The 23679-nt window shown below is 68.6% G+C and carries 22 protein-coding genes; 8 read left to right on the top strand and 14 right to left on the bottom strand.

Annotation, left to right across the window (positions count from 1 at the left end):
- The first annotated feature begins 28 nt into the window (after nt 1–28).
- Entirely contained in the window at nt 29–2131 is a 2103-nt protein-coding gene (locus ASF16_RS08060; RefSeq protein WP_056165113.1) for a molybdopterin-dependent oxidoreductase, read from the top strand.
- A 75-nt stretch (nt 2132–2206) separates the two neighbouring features.
- On the opposite strand, the gene ASF16_RS08055 is transcribed toward ASF16_RS08060, so the two are convergent.
- From ASF16_RS08055 to ASF16_RS08030, 6 genes are all read right to left on the bottom strand, one after another.
- The gene (locus tag ASF16_RS08055; protein ID WP_082516804.1) at nt 2207–3508 is read right to left on the bottom strand and encodes a YhcG family protein; all 1302 of its coding nucleotides are present in this window, start codon (nt 3506–3508) and stop codon (nt 2207–2209) included.
- A 234-nt stretch (nt 3509–3742) separates the two neighbouring features.
- Entirely contained in the window at nt 3743–5440 is a 1698-nt protein-coding gene (locus tag ASF16_RS08050) for an MFS transporter (RefSeq protein WP_235507298.1), read from the bottom strand.
- Nucleotides 5430–5846 carry a DoxX family protein gene (locus ASF16_RS08045; RefSeq protein WP_369817128.1) on the bottom strand — a complete coding sequence of 139 codons (417 nt, stop codon included), beginning with the start codon at nt 5844–5846 and terminating at the stop codon, nt 5430–5432. The genes ASF16_RS08050 and ASF16_RS08045 overlap by 11 nt, the downstream gene beginning before the upstream one ends.
- Nucleotides 5843–7753 (bottom strand): amidohydrolase, encoded by a 1911-nt coding sequence (locus tag ASF16_RS08040; protein ID WP_056165111.1) that lies wholly within the window; start codon nt 7751–7753, stop codon nt 5843–5845. The genes ASF16_RS08045 and ASF16_RS08040 overlap by 4 nt, the downstream gene beginning before the upstream one ends.
- Nucleotides 7754–7912: 159 nt before the next feature.
- Complete coding sequence (locus tag ASF16_RS08035) at nt 7913–8614, bottom strand: hydrolase (RefSeq protein WP_056165177.1); 702 nt, start codon at nt 8612–8614, stop codon at nt 7913–7915.
- 141 nt (nt 8615–8755) lie between these two features.
- The gene (locus ASF16_RS08030; protein ID WP_056165109.1) at nt 8756–9484 is read right to left on the bottom strand and encodes a pirin family protein; all 729 of its coding nucleotides are present in this window, start codon (nt 9482–9484) and stop codon (nt 8756–8758) included.
- A gap of 185 nt (nt 9485–9669) precedes the next feature.
- Here ASF16_RS08030 and ASF16_RS08025 point away from each other — a divergent pair, with 185 nt between their 5' ends.
- Nucleotides 9670–10572, top strand: coding sequence for a LysR family transcriptional regulator (locus ASF16_RS08025; RefSeq protein WP_056165107.1), 903 nt, complete (start codon nt 9670–9672; stop codon nt 10570–10572).
- A 92-nt stretch (nt 10573–10664) separates the two neighbouring features.
- Here the strand turns inward: ASF16_RS08025 and ASF16_RS08020 are convergent, their stop codons facing one another.
- The 6 genes from ASF16_RS08020 to ASF16_RS07995 all read right to left on the bottom strand — a co-directional run bounded on the left by ASF16_RS08020 (nt 10665) and on the right by ASF16_RS07995 (nt 15958).
- Nucleotides 10665–11738, bottom strand: coding sequence for an alpha/beta fold hydrolase (locus ASF16_RS08020; RefSeq protein ID WP_235507297.1), 1074 nt, complete (start codon nt 11736–11738; stop codon nt 10665–10667).
- Nucleotides 11739–11996: 258 nt separating this feature from the next.
- Nucleotides 11997–12677, bottom strand: a complete 681-nt coding sequence (locus ASF16_RS08015) for a type 1 glutamine amidotransferase domain-containing protein (protein WP_056165103.1) — start codon at nt 12675–12677, stop codon at nt 11997–11999.
- 99 nt (nt 12678–12776) lie between these two features.
- Nucleotides 12777–13940 (bottom strand): iron-containing alcohol dehydrogenase, encoded by a 1164-nt coding sequence (locus tag ASF16_RS08010; RefSeq protein WP_056165101.1) that lies wholly within the window; start codon nt 13938–13940, stop codon nt 12777–12779.
- 198 nt (nt 13941–14138) lie between these two features.
- A complete protein-coding gene (locus ASF16_RS08005) occupies nt 14139–14492 on the bottom strand; it encodes a hypothetical protein (RefSeq protein ID WP_156371992.1) in 354 nt (117 codons plus the stop codon).
- A gap of 3 nt (nt 14493–14495) precedes the next feature.
- Complete coding sequence (locus ASF16_RS08000; RefSeq protein WP_156371991.1) at nt 14496–14825, bottom strand: hypothetical protein; 330 nt, start codon at nt 14823–14825, stop codon at nt 14496–14498.
- Nucleotides 14826–15025: 200 nt separating this feature from the next.
- Nucleotides 15026–15958: a LysR family transcriptional regulator gene (locus tag ASF16_RS07995; RefSeq protein WP_056165094.1), complete on the bottom strand. Its 933-nt coding sequence runs from the start codon at nt 15956–15958 to the stop codon at nt 15026–15028.
- Nucleotides 15959–16117: 159 nt separating this feature from the next.
- Here ASF16_RS07995 and ASF16_RS07990 point away from each other — a divergent pair, with 159 nt between their 5' ends.
- The 3 genes from ASF16_RS07990 (at nt 16118) to ASF16_RS07980 (ending at nt 18317) form a co-directional block, all read left to right on the top strand.
- The gene (locus ASF16_RS07990) at nt 16118–17140 is read left to right on the top strand and encodes a zinc-binding alcohol dehydrogenase family protein (protein ID WP_056165092.1); all 1023 of its coding nucleotides are present in this window, start codon (nt 16118–16120) and stop codon (nt 17138–17140) included.
- Between the two features lie 147 nt (nt 17141–17287).
- A complete protein-coding gene (locus ASF16_RS07985; protein WP_056165175.1) occupies nt 17288–17701 on the top strand; it encodes a VOC family protein in 414 nt (137 codons plus the stop codon).
- A 121-nt stretch (nt 17702–17822) separates the two neighbouring features.
- A complete protein-coding gene (locus ASF16_RS07980) occupies nt 17823–18317 on the top strand; it encodes a hypothetical protein (protein WP_200926879.1) in 495 nt (164 codons plus the stop codon).
- A 99-nt stretch (nt 18318–18416) separates the two neighbouring features.
- Here the strand turns inward: ASF16_RS07980 and ASF16_RS07975 are convergent, their stop codons facing one another.
- Both ASF16_RS07975 and ASF16_RS07970 read right to left on the bottom strand, forming a co-directional pair.
- A complete protein-coding gene (locus ASF16_RS07975) occupies nt 18417–19397 on the bottom strand; it encodes a tripartite tricarboxylate transporter substrate binding protein (protein WP_056165091.1) in 981 nt (326 codons plus the stop codon).
- A 340-nt stretch (nt 19398–19737) separates the two neighbouring features.
- Nucleotides 19738–20751 (bottom strand): fumarylacetoacetate hydrolase family protein, encoded by a 1014-nt coding sequence (locus ASF16_RS07970; RefSeq protein WP_056165088.1) that lies wholly within the window; start codon nt 20749–20751, stop codon nt 19738–19740.
- A 102-nt stretch (nt 20752–20853) separates the two neighbouring features.
- On the opposite strand from ASF16_RS07970, the gene ASF16_RS07965 reads away from it, so the two are divergent.
- From ASF16_RS07965 to ASF16_RS07955, 3 genes are all read left to right on the top strand, one after another.
- Entirely contained in the window at nt 20854–21636 is a 783-nt protein-coding gene (locus ASF16_RS07965) for an IclR family transcriptional regulator (protein ID WP_056165086.1), read from the top strand.
- Between the two features lie 27 nt (nt 21637–21663).
- Nucleotides 21664–22869 carry a DUF3108 domain-containing protein gene (locus tag ASF16_RS07960; RefSeq protein ID WP_056165084.1) on the top strand — a complete coding sequence of 402 codons (1206 nt, stop codon included), beginning with the start codon at nt 21664–21666 and terminating at the stop codon, nt 22867–22869.
- Nucleotides 22870–23234: 365 nt separating this feature from the next.
- Nucleotides 23235–23534: a DUF3567 domain-containing protein gene (locus tag ASF16_RS07955; RefSeq protein ID WP_056165082.1), complete on the top strand. Its 300-nt coding sequence runs from the start codon at nt 23235–23237 to the stop codon at nt 23532–23534.
- The last annotated feature ends 145 nt before the right edge of the window (nt 23535–23679 follow it).

Raw genomic sequence — 23679 nt, 5'->3', positions numbered from 1 at the left:
CCTACGAAGTTTAACGATCGCCCCACCCATGTCCACGCCTTCTGCCGCCATTTCCCTCCCTTCTGGCCCGATCCAGGTGCGCGGTGCCTGCCCGCACGACTGCCCGGATACCTGCGCCCTGATCACCACCGTGGACGACAACGGCGTGGCCACCCGCGTGCAGGGCAACCCCGACCACCCGCACACCGACGGCGTGCTCTGCGCCAAGGTGAGCAAGTACACCGAACGCAGCTACCACCCCGAGCGCGTGCTCACGCCGCTCAAGCGCACGGGCCCCAAGGGCAGCGGCCAGTTCGCACCCGTCGGCTGGGACGAGGCCCTGGCCGACATCGCGCAGCGCCTGCAGTCCATCGCCGCGCGCGATCCCGAAGCCGTGTTGCCCTACAGCTACGCCGGCACCATGGGCATGGTGCAGGGCGAGAGCATGGACCGGCGCTTCTTCCACCAGTTGGGCGCATCGCTGCTGGACCGCACCATCTGCGCATCGGCGGGCGCTGAGGCGCTGACGCAGACCCTGGGCGGCAAGGTGGGCATGAAGGTGGAGTTCTTCGCCGAATCGCAGCTCATCCTGATCTGGGGCAGCAACTCCATCGGCAGCAACCTGCATTTTTGGCGCTACGCGCAGCAGGCCAAGAGGAATGGTGCCAAGCTGGTGTGCATCGACCCGCGCAAGAGCGAGACGGCCGACAAGTGCCACGAGCACATCGCCCTGCGCCCGGGCACCGACGCCGCGCTGGCCCTGGCACTGATGCACGAGCTGATCGCCCACGACTGGCTCGACCACGACTACATCGCGCGCCACACGCTGGGCTGGGACCCGCTGCGCGAACGCGCCCTACAGTGGCCGCCCGAGCGCGCCGCCGAAGTCTGCGGCATTCCGGTCGAGCAGATCCGCCAGCTGGCCCAGGACTACGGCACCACCAAGCCCGCCGCCATCCGCCTGAACTACGGCATGCAGCGCGTGCGCGGCGGCGGCAATGCCGTGCGCGCCGTGGCCTGCCTGCCCGCCCTCACCGGCGCGTGGCGCCACCGCGCCGGCGGCTTGCTGCTGTCGAGCTCCGGCCAGTTCCCGGCGCAGCGCGCGGTGCTGCAGCGGCCCGACCTGATGCCCCAGGCGGCCGCAGGGCGCGTGCCGCGCACCATCAACATGACGACCATCGGCGACGACCTGCTGCGCGAGGCATCGCCCGCCTTCGGCCCGAAGGTCGAGGCCGTGGTGGTCTACAACAGCAACCCCGTGGCCGTGGCCCCGGACTCGGGCAAGGTAGTGCGCGGCTTTGCGCGCGAAGACCTTTTCACCGTGGTGCTGGAGCACTTCCAGACCGACACCGCCGACTACGCGGACTACATCCTGCCCGCCACCACGCAGCTCGAACACTGGGACGTGCACCTGTCCTACGGCCACACCGACGTGGTGCTCAACCGCCCCGCGATTGCGCCGCTGGGCGAAGCCCGCAGCAACGCCCAGATCTTCCGCGACCTGGCCGCGCGCATGGGCTTTGCCGACCCCTGCTTTGCCGACACCGACGAGGCACTGTGCCGCCAGGCCTTCGGCGATGCGGTGGACTACGCGCTGCTCGAATCCCAGGGCTTTGCCACGGTGGCCATTCCCGATGCGCTGTTTGCCGAAGGCAACTTCCCGTCACCGTCAGGCAAGTGCGAGTTCTACAGCGCCCGCCTGGCAGCCCAGGGCCTGGACGGCCTGCCCGACCACCTGCCCAACTACGAGCTGCAGGGCACCGACGCACGCTACCCGCTGGCCATGATTTCGCCGCCCGCGCGCAACTTCTTGAACTCCACCTTCGTAAACGTGACGAGCCTGCGCAACATCGAAGGCCGCCCGATCCTGGAGATCCACCCCGACGACGCCGAAGCCCGCGGCATCGGCAACGACGCCGTGGTGCGCGTGTTCAACGACCGCGGCAGCTACCAGTGCCACGCCACCGTCTCGCGCCGCGCACGCCCCGGCGTGGTCAACGGCCTGGGCATCTGGTGGCGCAAGCTGGGGCTCGACGGGACGAACGTGAACGAGGTGACGAGCCAGGCGCTGACGGACCTGGGGCGGGCGCCGACGTTTTATGACTGCTTGGTGGAGGTGGAGGCTTGCGCTGAACCGGCGGTGTCTTCCTGAGTGCTCCGACAATGCAGCCGGCGGATGCAGCAGATCTGGGCACCGGCTGCGTAGAAGCGCCAGACCCGCCCCGAATCACTGAAGCCGGCTTTTTGACGCTGGGGTTTTCGTGCGGGGCTTTGCAACCTTCACCGGTTTGACCGGTACCTTGGGCTTGACCTCCGCCTTGGTTGCCTTGGCGGGTTTTGCTCGCTTGACGGCTTCACCTGCATCTGCTGGCTGGCTCGACGTACGGGGCACACTCGCTTTGCGCGTCGCTTTGGGAGCCGCTTGCTCCCACTGTTCGAGCTCGCGCTGAATTTCTGCGCGCAAGGCGTCCTCGCTGGGCAGGGCGAACTGGTAGCGACTCGCAAATATCTGCTCGCTCTGGTCACCGAGCACGTAGCGCACCACCGCGTCGTTCTTTTCGCTGCACAACAGCAGCCCGATCGTGGGGTTGTCACCCGGGCCGGTGACCTCGCGGTCGTAATAGTGCACATACAGCTGCATCTGGCCCAAGTCGCCATGGGTGAGTTTGCCCACTTTCAAGTCGATCACGACATAGCACTTGAGCTTGACGTGATAGAACACCAGGTCGGGGTAGAAATGGTCTCCGTCCAGCGTCAGTCTGCGCTGCCGCCCCACGAAAGCAAAGCCGCTACCCAGCTCCAGCAGGAAGGATTGCAGCTGGTTGATCAAGGCTTCTTCGATGCGCGACTCCACCAAGCGGTGCGATTCCGGCAAATTCAAAAACTCCAGCACATAGGGGTCTTTGATGGCATCGTGAGGCCGGGCCAGCACCTGTCCTTCGTTGACCAGAGCGAGAAGGCCTTTCTTGTCGCGGCTCTTGGCCAGCCGCTCGAACAAGAAAGAATGCATCTGCCGCTCCAGCTGGCGGGCAGACCAGCCGTTGTTCACCGCCTCGATTTCATAGAAGTCACGCACTGCGCGGCGCCCCTCTTTCTGCAGCGTGCGGTAGTGCGTCCATGACAAGCCCGGGTGCAACGCTCCGGGCCGCCAATCGCCATCAGTATCCGCACCCAATTCACCACGCACTGCGTGTTGAATCTGTCCCACATCCAAAACAACACGCAGTGCGTGTTGTTTTGCCAGCAGGTCGGGATAAGTCAGGAAGAAACTGCGCATGTACTGCAGCGCGCTGACGGAAAACCCGTCCCCATAGTCCGCCGTCAATTGCGATGACAACGCTTTGAGCAATGCCTTGCCATACTCTGCACGCTTGGCGCCGCCCTGCTCGGCCTCGACGATCTGCTGGCCGATCAGCCAGTTGGCACACACATGTGCCGTGTTGACCGAGCGGGCCGCCTGCGTGCGCGCAGACTCCCAGATCTGGCGAATGCGGGTCAACAGGTCGGATGGTGCTTGCAGAGCCGTCATAGGGCGTCCTCTCCGGCAGGCTTGCGGCTGACGAAGGCTAGGCGTCGAGCCAATACTTCAGGGGCTGTGCGCCCCCCTGGCCGCAGCGACAGCCAGGGGGTGCGCTGGTTCAGGCCGGGCAGGTGTTGTGGAAGCAAGGGGGCTCTCAAGGCTGATGGACGGGGAATTATGAGCGTTCTGTCAGCAACCCAGCGAGCCCTCCGCGCGCGCAACCAGTCGACGCTAACCAGAGAGTCATGACCCTGGGGCTTTACGGGCATCGCCATTGCCTGCTTCAGCTTCGGCATCCTCAGCCCCCAGCGCCAAAAAGTGATGCACCACGGGCCGCTCCGCTCCCTGGTGAAACCGCAAAGCCTCCGCCTGCAGGTCCGCATCGGCCTTGGACACGCGGTGGTGCTGGCGCAAATGCTCGGCCCAGGACTCGACCAGGAACCACTCGATCACGCGGCCCGGCTCGCCCGTGTGTTCGGCCACGCCCCAGGCGTAGGCGCCGTCGCGGCGGCGTTCCTGGGACAGGCGCTGCATGGCCTGCAGGAAGGCGGGCAGGTCGGGCTTGGCGATGCGGTATTCGATCTGCACCATCACCGGGCCCCGGTCGTGCGCCACGGGCTCGGCCAGCAGGGGCTCGGGCCAGTGGTTCGATGGCTGCAGGTCGGCCTCGCCGGTGGGCAGCTTCACGCGGTGAAAGATGAGCGACGCCACGACCAGCCCGGCCGCGCCCATCAGCAGCGTGACCGGCAAACCGGCCTGCCCTGCGATGAGGCCCCAGCCCAGGCTGCCAGCGGCCATCGCGCCGTTGAAGACCATGAGGTAGATGGCCAGGCCGCGGCCCCGCACCCAGTTGGGCAGCACGGCCTGGGCCACGCCGTTGAGGGTGGTCAGCGCGATGATCCAGCCCAGGCCCAGCACCAGCATCAGCGCCACGGCGGCCCACTGGGGCGGGGCCACGGTCAGCACGCCCATCACGGCGGCGGTGAGCAGGGATGCCAGCAGCACCAGGCCGTCGGTGTCGAGCCGTTTGCGCAAGCGGGGGAGCAGCACGGCGCCCAGGATGGCGCCTGCGCCCACGGCGCCCAGCATCACGCCGTAGAAGCCTGCCGAGCCGCCCAGCATGCGGCGCGCCACCAGCGGCAGCAGCGCCCAGACGGAGCTGGAGAACAGGAAGAACACGGCCGCGCGCAGCAGCACCACATGCAGCTCGCGGCTGGCGCGGGCGTAGCGCACGCCGGCGCGGAAGGCGCCGAAGAACTGCTCGTTCAGGCCCGAAGCCTCGGCCTTGGGGCGCTTCCACCACAGCAGCGCGGCGATCACGAACACATAGCTCAGCACGTCCAGGCCGTAGGCCATCGCCGCGCCGAAGCTCGCCAGCAGCAGGCCACCCGCCGCGGGGCCGATGGCGCGTGCGATGTTGATGCCCAGCGAGTTGAGCGCCACGGCGCTCTTGAGCTCGCTGCGCGGCACCAGTTCGGGCACGATGGACTGCCACGTGGGGCCCATGAGCGCGGCACCGATGCCGCCCACGAAGGTCAGCGCCACCAGCCACTCCACCGTCAGCATGTGGGTGTTGGCCAGGATGAGCAGCGTGCCGCTGACGGCCGCCAGCAGCACCTGCACGCCGATGAGGAAGCGGCGGCGGTCCAGGATGTCGGACAGCACGCCCGCAGGGATGGCGAGCAGAAAGACGGGCAGCGTGGCGGCAGTCTGGATCAACGCGACCGCGGTGGGGCTGGACGAGAGTTCGGTCACCATCCAGGCGCTGGCGACGTCGCGCATGAAGCTGCCGATGTTGCCCAGCACGGTGGCGGCCCAGAGCACCGCGAAGACGGGGATGGCCAGCGGCGCGAAGCTGCCGGAAGCCGCCGGAGCAGCCGATGCCGGCGCGGGCGCAGCAGGGGTGTGGTGGTGGTGACGATCGTGTTGGTTATCCGGCATGGTGGCCTCCGAGGTCGTGCCAGGCGACGAGCAGCATGCCGCCCACCAGGCCCCAGTGTTCAAAAAATGCGTTGGCGCTGCGCTGCCGATCGGCGGGCGGCGCGGCCCAGAAGCGGTCTGCCAGCAAGGCGGCGAGCACGGTAAAGCCCGCCAGGGCCAGCGCCCCGAGCCAGCGGTACCAGCCCGACAGGATGAGCGCCGAGGCCGAGAGCTGCAGCACCAGCGTGGCGGCTGCGATGGGCGCGGCGGGCGCCAGGCCGAGCGAGCGCACCTCGGCCACGGCACCGGCAAAGTCGCGGGCCTTGCCGATGCCGCCCTGCAGGTACGCGGCGCACAGGCACAGCAGCGCCAGCGTCTGCACCCAGGGCGCGGTGGCGGCGGTTTGCAATGCGTGCTGCACCGTCACACCGCCCAGCAGGCGCAGCCGAGCGCACCCCAAAAGCCCTGCAAGTCGGACACCGGCAGCTTGCTGCTCCAGGCCGTGGCGTGGGCATGGCCGTGCAGGTTGCAGTTGCTGGCGCAACCGCAGTTCGCGGCCGCGTTGCGCAGCACGGCCTGCAGTGGCGCGCCGTCCGGCCCTCCCTGGGCGCCCCAGGCGCCCCAGGCGCCGTAGCCGCCGAAGGTGCGCACGGGTGACCAGTCGGGCATGGCGGGCGGCGGGGCCGCGTCGTCGAAGCGCGCGAAGTCGCCCACGCCATAGACCACCTTGCCGCCCACCACAGTCAGCAGGGCCGTGGTGTCGGCGATGTCGGACTCGGGGCAGGCAAAGAAGTCGCGGTCGGGCACGACGAGGTCGGCCAGCTGGCCTGCCTCGATGCGGCCCTTCTTGCCCTGCTCGTTGCTGAACCAGGTGACGTTCTCGGTCCACATGCGCAGGGCCTGGTCGCGGGTGAGGCAGTTGCGCTGCGGCGTGAGCTGCAGGCCGCCCACCGTCTTGCCGGTCACGAGCCAGGACAGCGACACCCAGGGGTTGTAGCTGGCCACGCGGGTGGCGTCGGTGCCGGCGGACACGTGGACGCCTTTCTCCAGCATGCGTTTGACCGGGGGCGTGGCCTCGGCCGCCGCGGCGCCGTAGCGCTCGACGAAGTACTCGCCCTGGTAGGCCATGCGGTGCTGCACGGCCACGCCGCCGCCCAGGGCGGCGATGCGGTCGATGGACTTTTCCGAGATGGTCTCGGCGTGGTCGAAGAACCAGTTCAGGCCGGCCAGCGGCGTGTCCTGGTTGACCTTCTCGAACACGTTGAGCGCGCGCTCGATGGTCTCGTCGTAGGTGGCGTGCATGCGCCAGGGCCAGCGGTTCTGCGCGAGGATGCGCACCACCTCTTCCAGCTCGCCTTCCATGCCGGGCGCGAGCTCGGGCTGGGGCTGGCGGAAGTCCTCGAAGTCGGCGGCGGAAAACACCAGCATCTCGCCCGCGCCGTTGTGGCGAAAGTAGTCCGTGCCCTGCTTGTACTGCGAGGTGGCTGTCCAGTTCAGGAAGTCTTCCTTCTCATGCTGGGGCTTTTGCGTGAACAGGTTGTAGGCCAGGCGGATGGTGAGCTGATCAGCATCGGCCAGCTCCTGGATCACGTCGTAGTCATCCGGGTAGTTCTGCATGCCGCCGCCTGCGTCGATGGCGCCGGTCACGCCCAGGCGGTTGAGCTCGCGCATGAAGTGGCGCGTGGAGTTGACCTGGTAGTCGTGCGGCAGCTTGGGGCCCTTGGCCAGCGTGGCATACAGGATGGCCGCATTGGGCTTGGCCAGCAGCAGGCCCGTGGGGTTGCCCGCGCTGTCGCGCACGATCTCGCCGCCGGGCGGCGCGGGCGTGTCCTTGCCGTAGCCCACGGCGCGCAGCGCGGCGCCGTTGAGCAATGCGCGGTCGTACAAATGCAGGATGAACACGGGCGTGTCCGGCGCCACGGCGTTCAGCTCGGCCAGCGTGGGCAGGCGCTTTTCCGCAAACTGGTGTTCGGTGAAGCCGCCCACCACGCGCACCCACTGCGGCGCGGGCGTCACCGCTACCTGGGCTTTGAGCATGGCCATGGCATCGGCCAGGCTGCGCACCCCGTCCCACCGCAGCTCCATGTTGAAGTTGAGGCCGCCGCGGATGATGTGCAGGTGGTTGTCGATGAGCCCCGGCAGCACGCTGCGCCCACCCAGGTCGATGACCCGCGTGCCCGCACCGGCCAGCGCCATCACCTCGCGGTCATCACCCACCTTGGTGAAGCGCCCTAGCGCAATGGCGACCGCACTGGCCGTGGGATTGGCGCGGTCCAGCGTGGTGAAGCGCCCGTTGCGCAGGATGAGGTCGGGGGTTTGGGCAGGTTGTGTCATGGTCTTCTGGCTTCGAACTTTCAGCAATGGCAGAGCGCAAAAAGGGTGCAGCAGCCGTAGCGAGCGGCCGAAGCCTGCGCCGAGGACCGCAACCGTACTCTCGTACGGTGAGGACCACAGGTGCGGGATCCGGCCGCGCAGTAGGTTGATGCGCCCTTTTTAACCTTCGTGGGCGTTGAACATGGTCTTGGCGTAGGTGATGCCCAGGCCATAGCCCCCGCCGAACTTCTTGGCGATGCCCGTCGTCATGTCGTACGTCTCGCCCCGTGCCCAGTCGCGCTGCAGCTCCAGCAGGTACTGCAATGCCGTGATGGGCCGCGCGCCGGCCTGCACCATGCGCTCCATGGCGCGGTTGTGGGCTTCGGCCGAGATGTCGCCGCTGGCGTCGGCGATCACATACACCTCGAAGCCCTGGTCCAACGCCGACAGCGCCGGGCCCACGATGCACACGCTGGTCCACAGGCCGGCCAGCACGATGCGCGGCTTGCCGATGGCGTTGACACGGGCGATCACGGCCTCGTCCTCCCAGGTGTTCATGGAGGTGCGGTCCAGCAGCGCCTGGCCGGGGAACGGTGCGGTCACTTCTTCGAACATGGGGCCGCTGAAGCTCTTCTCAGCCACCGTGGTGAGGATGGTGTCCACGCCAAACCCGGCGGCTGCACTGGCCACCAGGCCGGCGTTGGAGCGCAGCGTGATCGCGTCGATGGAGTGCGTGGCAAAGGCCATCTGTGACTGGAAGTCGATCATGACCAGGGTGTGGTCGCCCGCGTTCAGCAGCGTGGCGCCGGGCTTGGCGTAGGCGACGGGGCGGGCGGCGTTGGCGCTGGCAGTCGTGGTCGTTGTCGTGTTGGCGTGGGTCATGGTGAGCTCCCTGGAATTGAAGATGAAGTACGTCGAGAAGAAGAACAAACAAAAAAAACGAGTCAAGGCAATGCGGCGGGCCGGGGCGCAAGGGATGGGCGGCATCGCCCACCCGCCCGCTCCTCAGGGCGCCCCATCCGCTCAGTGCGGCATCGTGGGCAGCTCGTTGGGCCGCAGGTCGAACACCAGCACCTCGGCGCCTTCGCCGTGGGCAAAGCGCAGGGCCCCGGCGTCGCGGATGCGGGCGCCGTCGCCTTCGGACAGCCGCTCGCCGTTCACCTCCAGGCTGCCCCGGGCCACGTGCACATACACGTTGCGGCCCGGGCCCACGTCCAGATCGGCCGCTTCTTCGCTGCCGTCGAACAAGCCGGCATAGACCCGGGCGTCCTGGTGCGCGGCCAGCGATCCGTCGGCCCCTTCGGGCGAGATGATCTGGCGCAGGCGGCCGCGCTTGTCGGCCTCGCTGAAGTGCACCTGCTGGTAGCGGGGTGCGGCGCCGCGGGCACCGGGCACGATCCAGATCTGCAGGAAGTGCACGGGCTCTTCGCCCGAGTGGTTGAACTCGCTGTGGCGCACGCCGGTGCCGGCGCTCATCATCTGCACGTCGCCGGGGCGGATGACCGAGCCGGTGCCCATGGAGTCCTTGTGCTCCAGCGCGCCTTCCAGCACGTACGAGAAGATTTCCATGTCGCGGTGCGGGTGGGTGCCGAAGCCCTTGCCGGGAGCCACGCGGTCGTCGTTGATGACCAGCAGGTCGGAGAAGCCTTGCTGATTGGCGTCGTGGTAGTGGCCGAACGAGAAGGTGTGGCGCGAATGGAGCCAGCCGTGGTTGGCGTTGCCGCGGTGTTGGGCCTTGCGGATGTCGAGCATGGTGTCTTCCTTTCGATGTCTGTCGATGAATTTCACACTGGGAGTCCGGTTTGAAATCTGCTGTATTTCATTGGGCATCAGTGCTGCGATGGATGAAGTATCCGGCGCATGGCAGGGCATCAGGTTGAAATGTTTGGCCATCCATCATCGATAATTTCGATGATTGAAATTCCGGGCCTGTTGCCATGCTGAAACTCTCCCTCGAAGCCATCGAACTGGTGGATGCGATTGCCCGCTACGGCTCGTTCGCGGGCGCCTCGGAGCGGCTGCACAAGGTGCCGTCCACCATTTCCTATGCCGTGGGCAAGCTCGAAGAGCAGCTGGGCCTGGCCCTGTTCACCCGCAACGGGCCGCGCGTGGCGCTCACGCCCGCGGGGCACGAGCTGCTCAAGGAGGGCCGCTGGCTGCTGGCCTCGGCGCGGCAGCTCGAATCGCGCCTGCGGCAGATCGCCACCGGGTTCGAGTCCGAGCTGCGGCTGGTGCACGACTCGCTGATACCCACCAGCGCGTTCAACGACGACATCGCGGCCTTTGAGGGCCTGGACTGCGGCACGCGCCTGCGCATCGGCTGCGAGGCGCTGACGGGCACCTGGGAGGCGCTGCGCGACGGGCGCGCCGACATCATCGTGGCGGCGGGCGAAGGCCCCGCCGGCGGCGGCTACAAGGCCGTGGCGGTGGGGAGCCTGGACTTCGTGTTCTGCGTGACCGCGTCGCACCCGCTGGCGCGCCTGGGCCGGCCGCTCACGCGCAGCGACCTGCTGGAGCACACGGCCGTGGTGGTGGGCGACGGGGCGCGCACGCTGTCGGACCGCACGGTGGGCCTGCTGTCGGGCCAGCGGCGCATCACCGTGCCGTCGATGCAGGCCAAGATCGCCTGCCAGGCCGCCGGGCTGGGCCACGGCTTCGTGCCGCGCGCCTGCGTGCGGGTGGAGCTGGAAAACGGCATCCTGGTGGAGGTGCCGGTGGAGGAGCCCCGCGCTGATGAGACCTTCTGGCTGGCCTGGAAGCCCGAGCACCGCGGCGAGGCGCTCAAGTGGTGGTGCCAGCAACTGGCCCGGCCGCTGCTGCCGGGAATCTTGCCTTACTAGTGCGCTCGGCGGAAGCCGACACTACACTTTTGATAGCTGCTTGCGCTTGCCAGACAAGCGGTAGGCAGCTTTTTTATCTTAAAAATTCAGACTCAGCGCCACTGCTGCGCGAAGAACTGCACCACCTGCTCTTCCAGCACCGCGTGGTAGGCCACGCGGTCGAAGCCCGCCGGGTTGGCGGCGGCGTCGCCCGCGTCGGACGGCAGGCTCTGGCTGGGCTGGGCCATGAAGGCGAAGTGGCCGGCACCCGGCACGGTGTCCGCCCGCGCGGTGGCCAGATTCGCGGCCACCAGCCCGCCGTGGTACTTGCCCGTGAGCACGGCGTCCTGCTCGGCCACGCGCAGCAGCACCGGCACGGTCACGGCTTTGAGGCTCTCGGGGGTGAACACCACGGCCATGGGCGCCAGGGCGACGATGGCGCGGATGCGCGGGTCGGGCACGGAGACCAGGGCGCCGTCGGGCACCACGTTGGCGGGCATGGCCGTGTTGGCAGCGGCGACCGGCTGCAGCGCCTTGGGGCCCTGGGCCAGGCCGCAAAAACCGGGGTCGTCCTGCACGCTGCGGCAATGCTGCGCGGCACGGGCGGGCTCGGCCTGGGCGCCGGCCAGGGCCAGCACGGTGTAGCCGCCGGCCGAATGGCCCAGTGCGCCGATGCGGCCGGCCGGAATGCGGGGGCCCCATTCGGGACTGGCCAGCAAAGCGTCGAGCACGCGGCTGACCTGGCGGGGGCGCTCGCCGAAGTAGCGGCCCGAGGTGATCATGGAGCGGTCCTGCCAGTTGTCGCCCGGGTGGCGCACAGCGGCCACGAGGTAGCCCTCCGCCGCCAGGCGCGTGGCCAGGTTGTGGTGCGCGAGCTCATTGCCGCCCGTGCCGTGCGACACCAGGATCAGCCCCTTGAGCGGCTCGGCCGACACGGGCGCGCCCAGGCCGACCACCGGGCGCCAGGGCCCCAGCTGCACCACGCCCGCGCTGCGCACGGTGGGGTAGAACAGCGCGACGTTGATCGGCTCGCCACCGGGCACGACCAGGGTGCGCAGGCCGGCGTGCTGGGCCGATGCGGGAGCTGCCAGTGCGGCCAGCGCCACGAACGCGGTGGCCGCCACGGGCCGGACATGCCGCGCTGCCCACCGCAGGGCGAGGGAAAGAAGAACAAGGAGGAGGATCACGGTGTGCCTTTCGTCTTGGAGTGCCAGGGGCCGCGACCGTGGAGTGACGGTCGGTGCTGCATGGCGGCACTGTAGGCACCGCGGGCCGGCAAAGGCAGCGGCATGCGACGAAATGCGCGGGCGTGGCGCGAAGTGGCAGGCGACGGGCGCGAGCCGTGTGCGGACGAGCGCTGGGTGACGGGTTGTTGCCCGTCTGGTGGTTAGGAGGCCGGGCGGCCAGCTCGCTGTCGCGCGCCAGGCCAGCCCGGCCCGTGGGCATCAACCCAGCGCTTTGAGCAGCGCCTGCGCCGCAGGCTCCGACGACGCCGGGTTCTGCCCGGTGATCAGCAGCCCGTCGGTGACCACGTGCGGCTGCCAGTCGGCCTGCTTGGTGTACAGGCCGCCGTGCGACATGAGCATGTTCTCCACCAGGAAGGGCACGACGTCCGTCAGGCCCGCAGCGGCCTCCTCGCCGTTGGTGAAGCCCGTCACGTTCTTGCCGCGCACCAGGGGCGTGCCGTCTGTCGCCTTGACGCCGCGCAGCACGCCGGGCGCGTGGCACACGGCCGCCAGGGGCTTGCCAGCGGCCAGGGTGGCCTCGATGAGGGCGATGGACTGCGTGTCATACGCCAGGTCCCACAGCGGGCCGTGGCCGCCGGGGTAGAACACGGCGTCGAACCGGGCCGCGTTCACTTCGGACAGCTTCAGGGTGCTGGCCAGGTGCGCCTGGGCGGCGGCATCGCCCTTGAAGCGGCGCGTGGCATCGGTCTGCGCATCGGGCGCATCGCTCTTGGGGTCCAGCGGGGGCTGGCCGCCCTGGGGCGATGCCAGGGTCACCTCGGCCCCCGCATCCTTGAACACGTAGTACGGGGCGGCAAACTCTTCCAGCCAGAAGCCGGTTTTCTTGCCGGTGTCGCCCAACTCGCTGTGGGACGTGAGAACCATGAGGATGTGGGCCATTGCGATCCTTTTCTGGGGGTGAGTGGAAACGTAAAGCCTTTCACCGTACCCGCAATCCGCGCAGACGCACCCTGGTGCGGCGCAGGTTGCGGCGTTGGCTTACAGAGCGGCTTCGAGGATGCGGCGGCTCACGGCGGGTGTGATCTCGCGCTGCTCGCCCAGCTGCAGCATACCGTGCGCCTCCAGCTGCGCCACCACGGCGCCCACGGTGTCGGCGCCCAGGCCGTAGCCCGACAGGCGCGTGGCGATGCCCATGCTTTCGAAGAATGCGCGCGTGCGGTCGATGGCGGCGGTGATGCGATCGTCGTCGGTGCCGGTGGTGATGCCCCACACGCGCTCGCCGTACTGCAGCAGCTTGGCGCGCTTGGCACCGCGGCGCTCGTGCAGCAGCGCAGGCAGCACGATGGCCAGCGTGCGCGCGTGGTCGATGCCGTGCAGCGCGGTGAGCTCGTGGCCGATCATGTGCGTGGCCCAGTCCTGCGGCACGCCCGCGCCGATCAGCCCGTTGAGCGCCATGGTGGCCGCCCACATGAGGTTGGCGCGGTCATCGTACACGGGCTCGGGGGCGGCCAGCAGGCGCGGGCCGATCTCGATCAGCGTCTGCAGGATGCCTTCGGCAAAACGGTCCTGCACGGGCGCGTTGACCGGGTAGGTGAGGTACTGCTCCACCGTGTGCACGAAGGCATCGACCACGCCGTTGGCCAGTTGCTGGGGCGGCAGGGTGTAGGTCTTGGTGGGGTCGAGCACCGAGAACACGGGGTAGGTGTGGTTGCTGCCAAAGGCCAGCTTCGCGCCTTTGGCGCGGTGGGTGATGACGCCGCCGTTGTTCATCTCGGAGCCCGTGGCGGGCAGCGTGAGCACGGCGCCGAAGGGCAGCGCGGCGGTGACGTTGCGGCCGTGCTTTTCCAAAATGGCCCAGGGGTCGCCGCCTTCGAACTTGACGGCCGCGGCGATGAACTTCACTGCATCGATCACCGAGCCACCGCCCACCGCAAGCAGGAAGTCGAACCCGCCGCCCTGGATCTGCGCGACGGCCTTCATCGAGGTTTCGTAGCTGGGGTTGGGCTCGATACCGCTGAAGGTGGCGTGCTGGCGGCTGGCGAGCGCCGTGCGCACCTCGGCCAGCGTGCCGGTCTTCTCGGCACTGGCGCCGCCCACGAGGATGAGCACCTTGGCCGCGGCGGGCACGAGCTTGTCGAGGTCGGCGATGCGGCCCTGGCCGAAGGCGATGTGGGTGGGGTTGTGGAAGTCGAAGTTCAGCATGGCAATCCTGGCAGTCCTTGGGTGGGGGTGCATTGTGTCGCCGGCGTGCCCGGCATGCCGGTCGCCTTGGCAACAACACGGCACGGCCCGGGGACACTTCGGGACGGCCCTGCGATGGTGTGCGCGCTGTGGTTACCGCCACCAACCGGCCAACCACTCAGCGCTCAAGCACCGCCCTGCCCCGCCCACCCTGACGACCTATCGCACCACCACCAGCACCACGAACCCCAGCAGAAACAAGATCGCCAGGGCCACCACACCTGCGGTGCCTGCCGTCAACACCATGACGAGCCAAGCCCACGCGCCGCCCTGCGCGCCATGGCGACGCATGGCGTTCCAGCCCCGCAGCAGCAGGACCAGCGTGACGCACAAGGTGAACAGCAGCATGCCGAAAGCCATCGCCACGCAGTCCAGGCCGAACGTGCCGCAGGCCATGGACTGCCCAAAACCGCTGGCCATGGCCACCGAGGCACCCAGCCCCACAGCCAGCACGCCCCACCCGGCCCAGACCGCGCCGGGTACGCGAAACGCTGAAGGGGTGACAGGTGCCATGGGTCAGTCCCTGGCCGGCTGCCAGGGCAGCGCCGGGTCGGTGAATGCGGGTTGCCACAGGTCGGCATAGACCGGGAACGCCTGCCTGCGGGTCTCGTCGGACTCCAGCTCGACCGATGCATCGTCGAGCCCGCGCACACTCCAGTCGGCCAGCACGGCGTAGCGGCGCTGCGCGGTGTCGATCAGCACCGTGTGCAGGGCATGGGTCGTGCAGGCCACATAACGCCCGCCGGGGCTGACCAGGAAGTAGTCCACATCGCCGGGCTGCAGGGCGGCCAGCGGCAGGGCGCGGCGCAATGCGGCGGTCCATTCGGGTGGGGCGGGTACGGACATGGAAGCGGCGGGTTCCTGGTGGGCGGTGGACTTGTCGCGCGGCACAGGGGGCCCGGCGGTGACCGACTGTAGCGGCAAGCGTACGAACATTGCACAAACACCGCACGGCCACCGCACAGAAGGCGCCGGATGCGGCCTTGTGCGCTGGGCACCTGCGCTGCCATGGCACCTGCGGCCAGGGTGGGGGCAGCCGTCTGTACTTACCCTACCCGTGCAGGGCCCGGCGCCGCACTGGCCAGCGACTGCAGCCGCTCGGCCATGAAGTCCCGCAGCGCACGCACCAGCGGCGTGATCTGGTGGCGGCTGGGCGCCACCAGGTACAGCGGCACGGCTTCGGTCTCAAAGCCCGGGCACAGCGGCACCAGGCGCCCGGCGGCCAGGTCGTCGGCCACGTCGAAGTACGACTTGTAGGCAATGCCCCGCCCCAGCACGGCCCAGCGGCGCACGGCGTCGCCGTCGTTGGCCACGTTGCGGCTGCGCACGCGCACCAGCACCTCCTGGCCCGCCGCGTCCCAGAAGCGCCAGCGGTCGTGCACGTCGCTGCCGAGCATGAAGCACAGGCAGGCGTGGTCGGCCAGCGCCTGCGGCGCGTCCGGCGCGCCGTGGGCCTGCACATAGGCCGGCGCGGCGCACAGCACGCGCCGGTGGTCGAGCGCCAGCGGCAACGCCACCAGGCCGGAGTCCTGCGGCTTGCCGTAGCGAAAGGCCGCGTCCACCGGCTCGCTGTAGACATTGGCCACGCGGTCGGACAGCTGCAGGCGAATGTCGACGCCCGGGTGCTCCGACTGGAATGCGTCCAGCCAGGGCAGCAGCACATTGCGCCCCAGGTCGGACGGCGCCGCCAGCTGCAGCGTTCCTTCGAATGCACTGGCACGCCCACCCTGCAACTGGCCGCGCACCTGGTGCAACGCGGCCAGTGCGGGGCGGCAGTGCTCGAGAAACAGCGCGCCCTGCTGCGTGAGCCGCAGGCTGCGGGTGGACCGCACGAAAAGCGCCACGCCCAGCTCCGCCTCCAGGCGCTTGAGGGCGGCGCTGGCCGCTGCGGGCGTGAGGTTGAGCGCCCGTGCGGTGGCCGACAGGCTGCCGCTGTCCACGGTGCGCACGAAGATGTCGAGGTCTTGCAGGCTTTTCATGGGGTCTTGTCTGAGAGGTGGCGGGAGGGACGGCAACCGGTATTTTCAAATTTTCATTGAATATGAATTCAATCGCCTGCCTATTTGCAAACAGACCCACAAACCCGACCATTGCTTCAATCGCTTCACCCATTGTTTGACCACCCCGGAGTCCTCCCCATGAAAGCCATCGGCTACACCCAACCAGGCCCCATCGACCGCCCCGACGCCCTGCTCGACATCACCCTGCCCGACCCCGTGGCCACTGGCCGCGACCTGCTGGTGGAGGTGCATGCGGTGTCGGTCAACCCCGTGGACACCAAGGTGCGCAACAGCAGCGCACGCAGTGGCGACGGGCCGGACCACAAGGTGCTGGGCTGGGACGCCAGCGGCATCGTGCGCGCGGTGGGCCCGGACGTGACGCTCTTTGCGCCCGGCGACCGCGTCTGGTACGCAGGCTCCATCGCCCGCCCCGGCACCAACAGCGAACTGCACCTGGTGGACGAGCGCATCGTCGGCCACGCCCCGAAGTCGCTGGACTTTGCCGAGGCCGCCGCCCTGCCACTGACCACCATCACCGCATGGGAGCTGCTGTTCGACCGCCTGGGCGTGGCGCCCGGCAAGCAGCCCACCCACAAGACCCTGCTCATCATCGGCGCGAGCGGCGGCGTGGGCTCCATCCTCACGCAGCTGGCGGCGCGGCTGACGAGCCTCACGGTGATCGGCACCGCATCGCGCCCCGAGACGCAGGCCTGGGTGCGCGACCTGGGCGCCCACCACGTCATCGACCACAGCAAGCCGCTGACGCAGGAGCTGGCGCGCATCGGCCACCCCGCGGTGGACATCATCGTGAGCCTCACGCAGACCGACGCGCATTTCGACCAGATCGTGGAGGCCATCGCGCCGCAGGGCCGGTTCGCGCTGATCGACGACCCGGTGTCGCTCGACGTGACGAAATTCAAGCGCAAGTCGGTGTCGGTGCACTGGGAGCTGATGTTCACGCGCGCGCTGTTCGGCACCGACGACATGGTCGGCCAGCACCGGCTGCTGACCGAAGTGGCGCAGCTGGTGGACGCAGGGCTGATCCGCACGACGCTGGACCAGCGGTTCGGCACCATCAACGCCGAGAACCTCCAGCGCGCGCACGCGCTGATCGAAAGCGGCAAGGCCCGCGGCAAGCTGGTGCTGGAGGGGTGGAACTGACGGGAACTGGCCCGGCAGCGACGGGGGGCGGCGCCACCGGATTGGGCGTTTTGGTGCTTGCCACAGATACTGCATTTAAATACAGTATTGGTGGTGCATGAAGAGAACAGAGACATGCACGCCATACCCCCAAAAAGGAGCACTCCCATGATTGACCATATGACCTTCCGCGTGACCGACATCGCGCGCGCCAAACAGTTCTACAGCGCCGCCCTGGCACCCCTGGGCTACAGCCTGTGCTTCGAGGGCAACTACGGCTCCAACATGCTGGGCTTTGCCTACCCCGATGCGTCCGAGCCCGACGGCAAGAAGGCCGATGTATGGTTCATCGACGGCCCCTCGCCCTACGGCGGCGCACCGGCCACCACGGGTTGCCACCTGGCCTGGCGCGCGCCCAACCGGGCGCAGGTGGACGCCTTCTACGCCGCGGCCATCGCCGCGGGCGGCAAAGACAACGGAGCCCCTGGCTTGCGCACCGACTACCACGAGCACTACTACGGCGCTTTCGTCATCGACCCCGAAGGCAACAACGTGGAAGCGGTGTGCCACCTGCCGGAGTAGGCAGGCACAGGGCAAAATCGGCGGCGCGAACGGCACCCGCCGCCAGAAGCATCCGTCCATAAACCCCAACGAGAGAACCGCAGCAAGGCGCCCGCGCAGGAAGGAGCCGCTCTACCGCAAGGTGAACACCACCGCGCACCGCGTGCACCACGGCCGGGGCGGGGACTTCAGCGATGACCGGAATGCGCGCGCCACTCAGGGCGATGAGCCGGTGCGCAGCCCCATGCACGGGCGGCGCCAGCTGGGGCTGGACTACACCCCGCTGTTCAGGTTTTTGATCTCGAAGGTGGGCGCACCGTGGGACGGCGTGTACAGCGAGGCCCTGGCGCGGCTGGACCGCCCCGACCCGATCTTCTGGCTGGTGGCGCGCCGCCCGAACGAGCGGCGGCGGTACGTGCTGGTCGGTGAATCGAGTTACTACAACGGCCTGTACGTGGATGATGCAGGGACGCTGCAGTTGGTCGACCAGGTGGTCGGCCCGTCCAGCCTGGTGCCCCGGTGCCGGTGCTGCACCCACACCTTCAATGGCACGCCGTTCACCCGACCCTTCGCGGGCTTTTATGCACCGCTGGACCCGGATGCGGAAGCAAGCGAAGCGCCCGAGACGGAAGGTTGAAGGCACATGGCGTGGCAGCCCCCGCCACGCGCTGTCTTGCCCCTGGGGCGATGGCACGCAGACCGGGGGCGGCCCCCCCGGTCTGCGCGACCAGCCCGGTCAGTCCAGCTTCACCCCGGCGGCCTTGATGATCTCGCCCCAGCGCTTGGACTCGGCACGTGCCATGGCGCGGAACTGCTCGGGCGTGCCGGGCAGGGCTTCCATGCCGAAGTCGTTCATGCGCTTGACCACGGCGGGGTTGAGCAGGGCCTTGTTCAGGTCGCCGTTGAGGCGCGCCGTGATGGCCGCGGGCAAACCGGCGGGCGCCAGGATGCCCTGGAAGGCGAATACCTCGGTGTTGGGCACACCGGCTTCGGCCAGCGTGGGCACGTCTGGCAGCGCAGCCACGCGCTTGGCCGAGCCGATGGCCAGCGCACGCACCTTGCCCGAGGTGATCACGGGCAGGCCGGCGGCCAGGTCCAGGAACATGCAGGGCACCTGCCCGCCCATCACGTCCTGCAGCGCAGGCGCGGCGCCCCGGTAGGGGATGTGGGTGAGGAAGGTCTTGGTGCGGTTCTTGAACATCTCCATCGCCAGGTGGTGCGGCGAGCCGTTGCCGGGCGATGCGTAGTTGAGCTTGCCAGGGTTGGCGCGCGCGTAGGCCAGGAATTCCTTCACGGTCTTGGCTTCGAACGCGGGGTTGACCACGAGCGCCAGCGGAAAGCGGCTGATGCCGCCCACGTAGGTGAAGTCTTTCTCGGGGTTGAACGGCAGCTTGGTGAACAGGTGCTCGTTGAAGGCCAGCACGGCGTTGTCGGCCGACATGAAGGTGTTGCCGTCGGGCTTGGCCGTGGCCACCATCTGCGCGCCGATGTTGGTGGACGCGCCGGGGCGGTTGTCCACGATGATCTGCTGGCCCAGCGTCTGGCGCATGGCCTCGGCCACGGTACGCGCCAGCACGTCGGTGCCGCCGCCGGCCGGGTACGGCACGACCCAGCGCAGGGGCTGGTCGGGCCACGCGGACTGCTGGGCTGCGGCCCAGGGAGCGGCGGAGGTGGCGCCTGCGGCGGCCAGGGCGGACAAGAGGGTTCTGCGTTGCATGGGGTTGTCTCCTTGTGGTTACTATTGATTTGATAGCTGCCAGCGCTTGACTATCAAGCGGTAGGGCCTGTTTTTATGGGTATTTTGCACCGGCTGCGGGAGCCTGGGGCTGAACACGGGATTCGATTGATCGGCCCTGGCTTCGACAGGCTCAGCCCGAACGGGTGGGGGGTGGGCTGGCAGGCGCATCCCGAAGGACGCGCGGTGCGCACGGTGCGCCCTGCTGGGCAAGGCCGCTGCACATGCGCCGCTACCGCTACCGCAGTCGCAACCAGCAGCCACTGGCTGCGGCGATGGTTGCAGTTGCAGTTGCAGTTGCAGTGGCAGTGGCCGTCGCGGCTCAGGCTTCAGGCGCTGCGACCGTCTGGTCGATGGCGCCGAAGATGCTCGCGCCGTCCTTGCCCTTGACCTCGATGCGGATGGTGTCGCCGAACTTCATGAAGTCGGTGCTGGGCTTGCCGTCCTGGATGGTCTCGATGCAGCGCTTTTCGGCGATGCAGCTGTAGCCCTTGGGCCATTCGGTGCGGCCGCTGGCGTCGGTGACGCCCTTGTTGCTCACGGTGCCGCTGCCGATGATGGAGCCGGCGCGCAGGTTGCGCGTCTTGGCGACGTGGGCGATGAGCTGGCCGAAGTGAAAAGTCATCTCGGGGCCGGCGTCGCACATGCCGACCTTGCGGCCGTTCCAGGTGGACTGCACGGTCAGGTGCACGCGGCCGTGGTCCCAGGCGTCGCCCAGCTCGTCCAGCGTGACGGCCACGGGGCCGAAGGCGGTGGCGGGCTTGCTCTGGAAGAAGCCGAAGCCCTTGGCCAGCTCGGCCGGGATCAGGTTGCGCAGGCTCACGTCGTTGGCGATCATCACCAGGCGGATGCCGTCCAGCGCCTGGTCGGCGTTGGTGCCCATCTTCACGTCGCCGGTGATGACGGCGATCTCGGCCTCGAAGTCGATGCCCATGGCTTCGCTCGGAACCACCACGTCGTCACGCGGGCCGATGAAGTCGTCGCTGCCGCCCTGGTACATCAGCGGGTCGGTGTAGAAGCTCTCCGGCACTTCGGAGTTGCGCGCTTTTCGCACCAGTTCAACGTGGTTGATGTACGCCGAGCCGTCAGCCCACTGGTACGCACGCGGCAGCGGTGCCATGCACTGGGCGGGGTCGAAGGGAAAGGCGTGGCGCGCGCGACCGTTGTTAAGCTGGTCGTACAGGTCCTGCAGCTGGGGCGAGAGGAAGCCCCAGTCGTCCAGCACCTGCTGCAGCTTGCTGGCAATGCCGGTCGCATAATGGGCCGTGCCCAGATCGCGGGAGACAACGACCAGTTGGCCGTCGCGCGAGCCGTCTTTGTAGGTAGCAAGTTTCATGGTGGCAGGACCTTTGTCTCAGGGTGGTGGAAGGGTACCCTTAGCGAAATTACGCTTGGGTAAATTGATTTAACTAAACAAAACTAGCGAATTTTAGTGCACATGGACAAAGAACGTGCAGGTATTCAGTCCGTGGAGGTCGGTTTTGCCTTGCTGGAGGGGCTGACCCGCTCGCGCGGGCCGCTGATGCTCAAGGATGTGGCGGCCTCGGCCGGCATGAGCGCGGCCAAGGCGCACCGGTACCTGGTGAGCTTTCAGCGCCTGGGCCTGGTCACGCAGGACAGCCGCACCGCCCGCTACGACCTGGGCCCCGCGGCGCTCAAGCTGGGCCTGGCATCGCTGGCGCGGCTCGACGCCGTACGGCTGGCGCGCGAACGCATGCCCGCGCTGATGGAAGGCATCGGCCACACGCTGGCGCTGGCGGTGTGGGGCAACCACGGCCCGACCATCGTGCACTGGGAGGAATCCTCCCAGGCCGTGACTGCCAACCTGCGCCTGGGCGACGTGATGCCGCTGCTCTCGTCCGCCACCGGCCGCTGCTTTGCCGCCCACATGGCGCCCGAGGTGGTGGCGCCGCTGCTCAAGGACGAGCTGGCCCGCGCGGTCAAGATGCGCCGCGCCGACCTGCCCGCCACCATGGGCGAGGTGAACACCCTGCTGGCCGACGTGCGCCAGCGTGGCGTGGCCCGCGTGGTCGACACCCTGCTGCCCGGCATCGTGGCGTTCTGCGCGCCAGTGTTCGACGCCGACGGCCACCTGGAGCTGGGTATCACCACGCTGGGCTCCATCGCCACCTTCGACCCCGAGTGGGGCGGCGCCATCGACGCGCCCCTGCGCGCGGCCGCGGCCCAGCTGTCGAGCGACCTGGGCGCGGGCAGCGCCTGATTCACCCCCGGCTCCGCGACACACTGCATGCCCCGGCGCGCCCTGGTCCTCATCACCGCCCTGGTACTGGCCCTGCACTGGCTGGTGCTGCACGGCGTGCCCCTGGCGTGGGACAGCCCCCAGCCGCCCGCGGCGGGGCCTGTCTTCAGCACCCGCAGCGTGCCCGCCCCGCTGCCAGCACCGGCCACGCCAGCCCCTGCGCCGACCGTAGCCCCCCCCGCTGCCCCGCCAGTGGCAGTAGCCGCCAAGCCCGTGCCGCGCAAGAAACCGGCGGCTGCACCGTCGCCATCGCCATCTCCATCGCCCACTGAGGCGGATCTGCCAGCGGCCCAGCCCGACAGCCCGGTGCAGGTGGCGGGCGCAGAGGCTAGCGCAGACCCCGCGGCCGCAGCGCCAGCAACCGATGCGGCGGCACCAGGCCCTGCCACCCCTGCCTCAGCCCCTGCCTCAGCCCCGGCGTCGGCCGCCCCGGCAGAACCACCCGCGCAGGCCGCCTCTGCGCCCGCCGCTGAAGAACCCACGACCGCCGCAGGCATCGACATTGCGCCCCCAGGCTCCGGCACGGGCCGTAATGCCGCCGCGCCGCCGCCGCCCGTGCGCATTCCAGCCCCCACCCGGCTGGCCTTCGACGTGAGCGGGCAGGCCAAGAAGTTCGCGTACAGCGCCCGCGCCGAGCTGCTGTGGCAGCACGACGGCAGCCGCTACGAGGCGCGCCAGGAGGTCAGCGCCTTCCTGGTGGGCAGCCGCACGCAGCGCAGCGTGGGCGCCATCACCGCCCAGGGCCTGCTGCCCGAGAAGTTTTCCGACAAGTCCCGCAGCGAACAGGCCGCGCATTTCGACCATGCCAAGGGCCGCGTGACCTTCAGCGCCAACACGCCCGAGGCCGCCGTGGGCCCGGGCGCGCAGGACCGGCTGAGCCTGTTCATCCAGCTGGGCGCCATGCTGGCGGCCGACCCGGGCCGGTTCACGCCCGGCACCCAGGTCACGCTCACCACCGTGAGCGCCCGCACCGCCGACCGCTGGACGTTCACCGTCGAAGGCCCTGAAACCCTGGACCTGCCCGCCGGCCCCACCCCCGCGCTGAAACTGCTGCGCCTGCCCCGCAAGGACTACGACCAGAAGGCCGAGCTGTGGGTGGCGCCCGGCCTCAACTACCTGCCGGTGCGCATCAAGCTGACCCAGGCGAACGGAGACTTCGCCGACCTGCTGCTGCGCAGCAGCAGCGCGCCCTGATGAGAACCATCCCGAGGGCAAACCAAGGAAGGTGGGCCGTCACGGGCCATGGCGGCCGCACAGGCGCCCGCATGCCTGCCCATCCACCCACCGCCAGCGTCCGCACCGGCCTACGCCCCAAAGGTGTTGCGTCCTCGCGCCACCTGCCGGGTGGGGCGGTAAAAAAGACCCACCAGCCCGGAGAGGCCGGTTTTTCGTGAAATACTGGACCGCAGTTCAGGTGCCATACCGGGGCGGGCTTCCCCTGATAACCGGGGCGCGGCGCAAGGCGTTACAAGCTTGCCAGCGCTCCACCGAAGCCGCCCTGGGCCTTGAACTCTGCGAACCCGCTGTCATCTGACTTTTATATCGACAAGGGGAACACGATGCACATGCTCTACGACTCAGAATCCTTCGTGGTGGTCCACATGCTGCCCGACGCCGTGGAGAAAATCGCCGGCCCGGTGCTCAACGACACTGCACCCGCCCTTCCCCAGCTCGCCCGCCACGGTTTCGAGATCGTGGACAAGCGGTCCGGCAAAGAGGTGTATCTGGACGGCTCGTGGGCCGAAATGTTCCAGGAACAGATCCTGGCGTGGCAGCGCGACACCCCCACCCAGGAAGAAGTGGAAGACGCGCTCGACCGCTATGCGGGCCTGGCGCAAAACCCGGTGGTGGTGCACTAACTCCCCCTGAGGCGCTGCGCGCCTTCCCCCGGAGGGGGACGCACCCTGTGGCCCGGCAAAGGTTCTATGGTTCGAGTCAAGCGCTTGGGGTGATGCGATGAGCATCAAACGGCTTGCCCGATCGCCACACAGCAAAGGCAATGCG

The sequence above is a fragment of the Acidovorax sp. Leaf78 genome, assembly GCF_001422735.1.
Taxonomy (GTDB): domain Bacteria; phylum Pseudomonadota; class Gammaproteobacteria; order Burkholderiales; family Burkholderiaceae_C; genus Acidovorax.
Note: the sequence above shows the minus strand (reverse complement) of the source record. Positions and strands in the feature narration are given on the sequence as shown.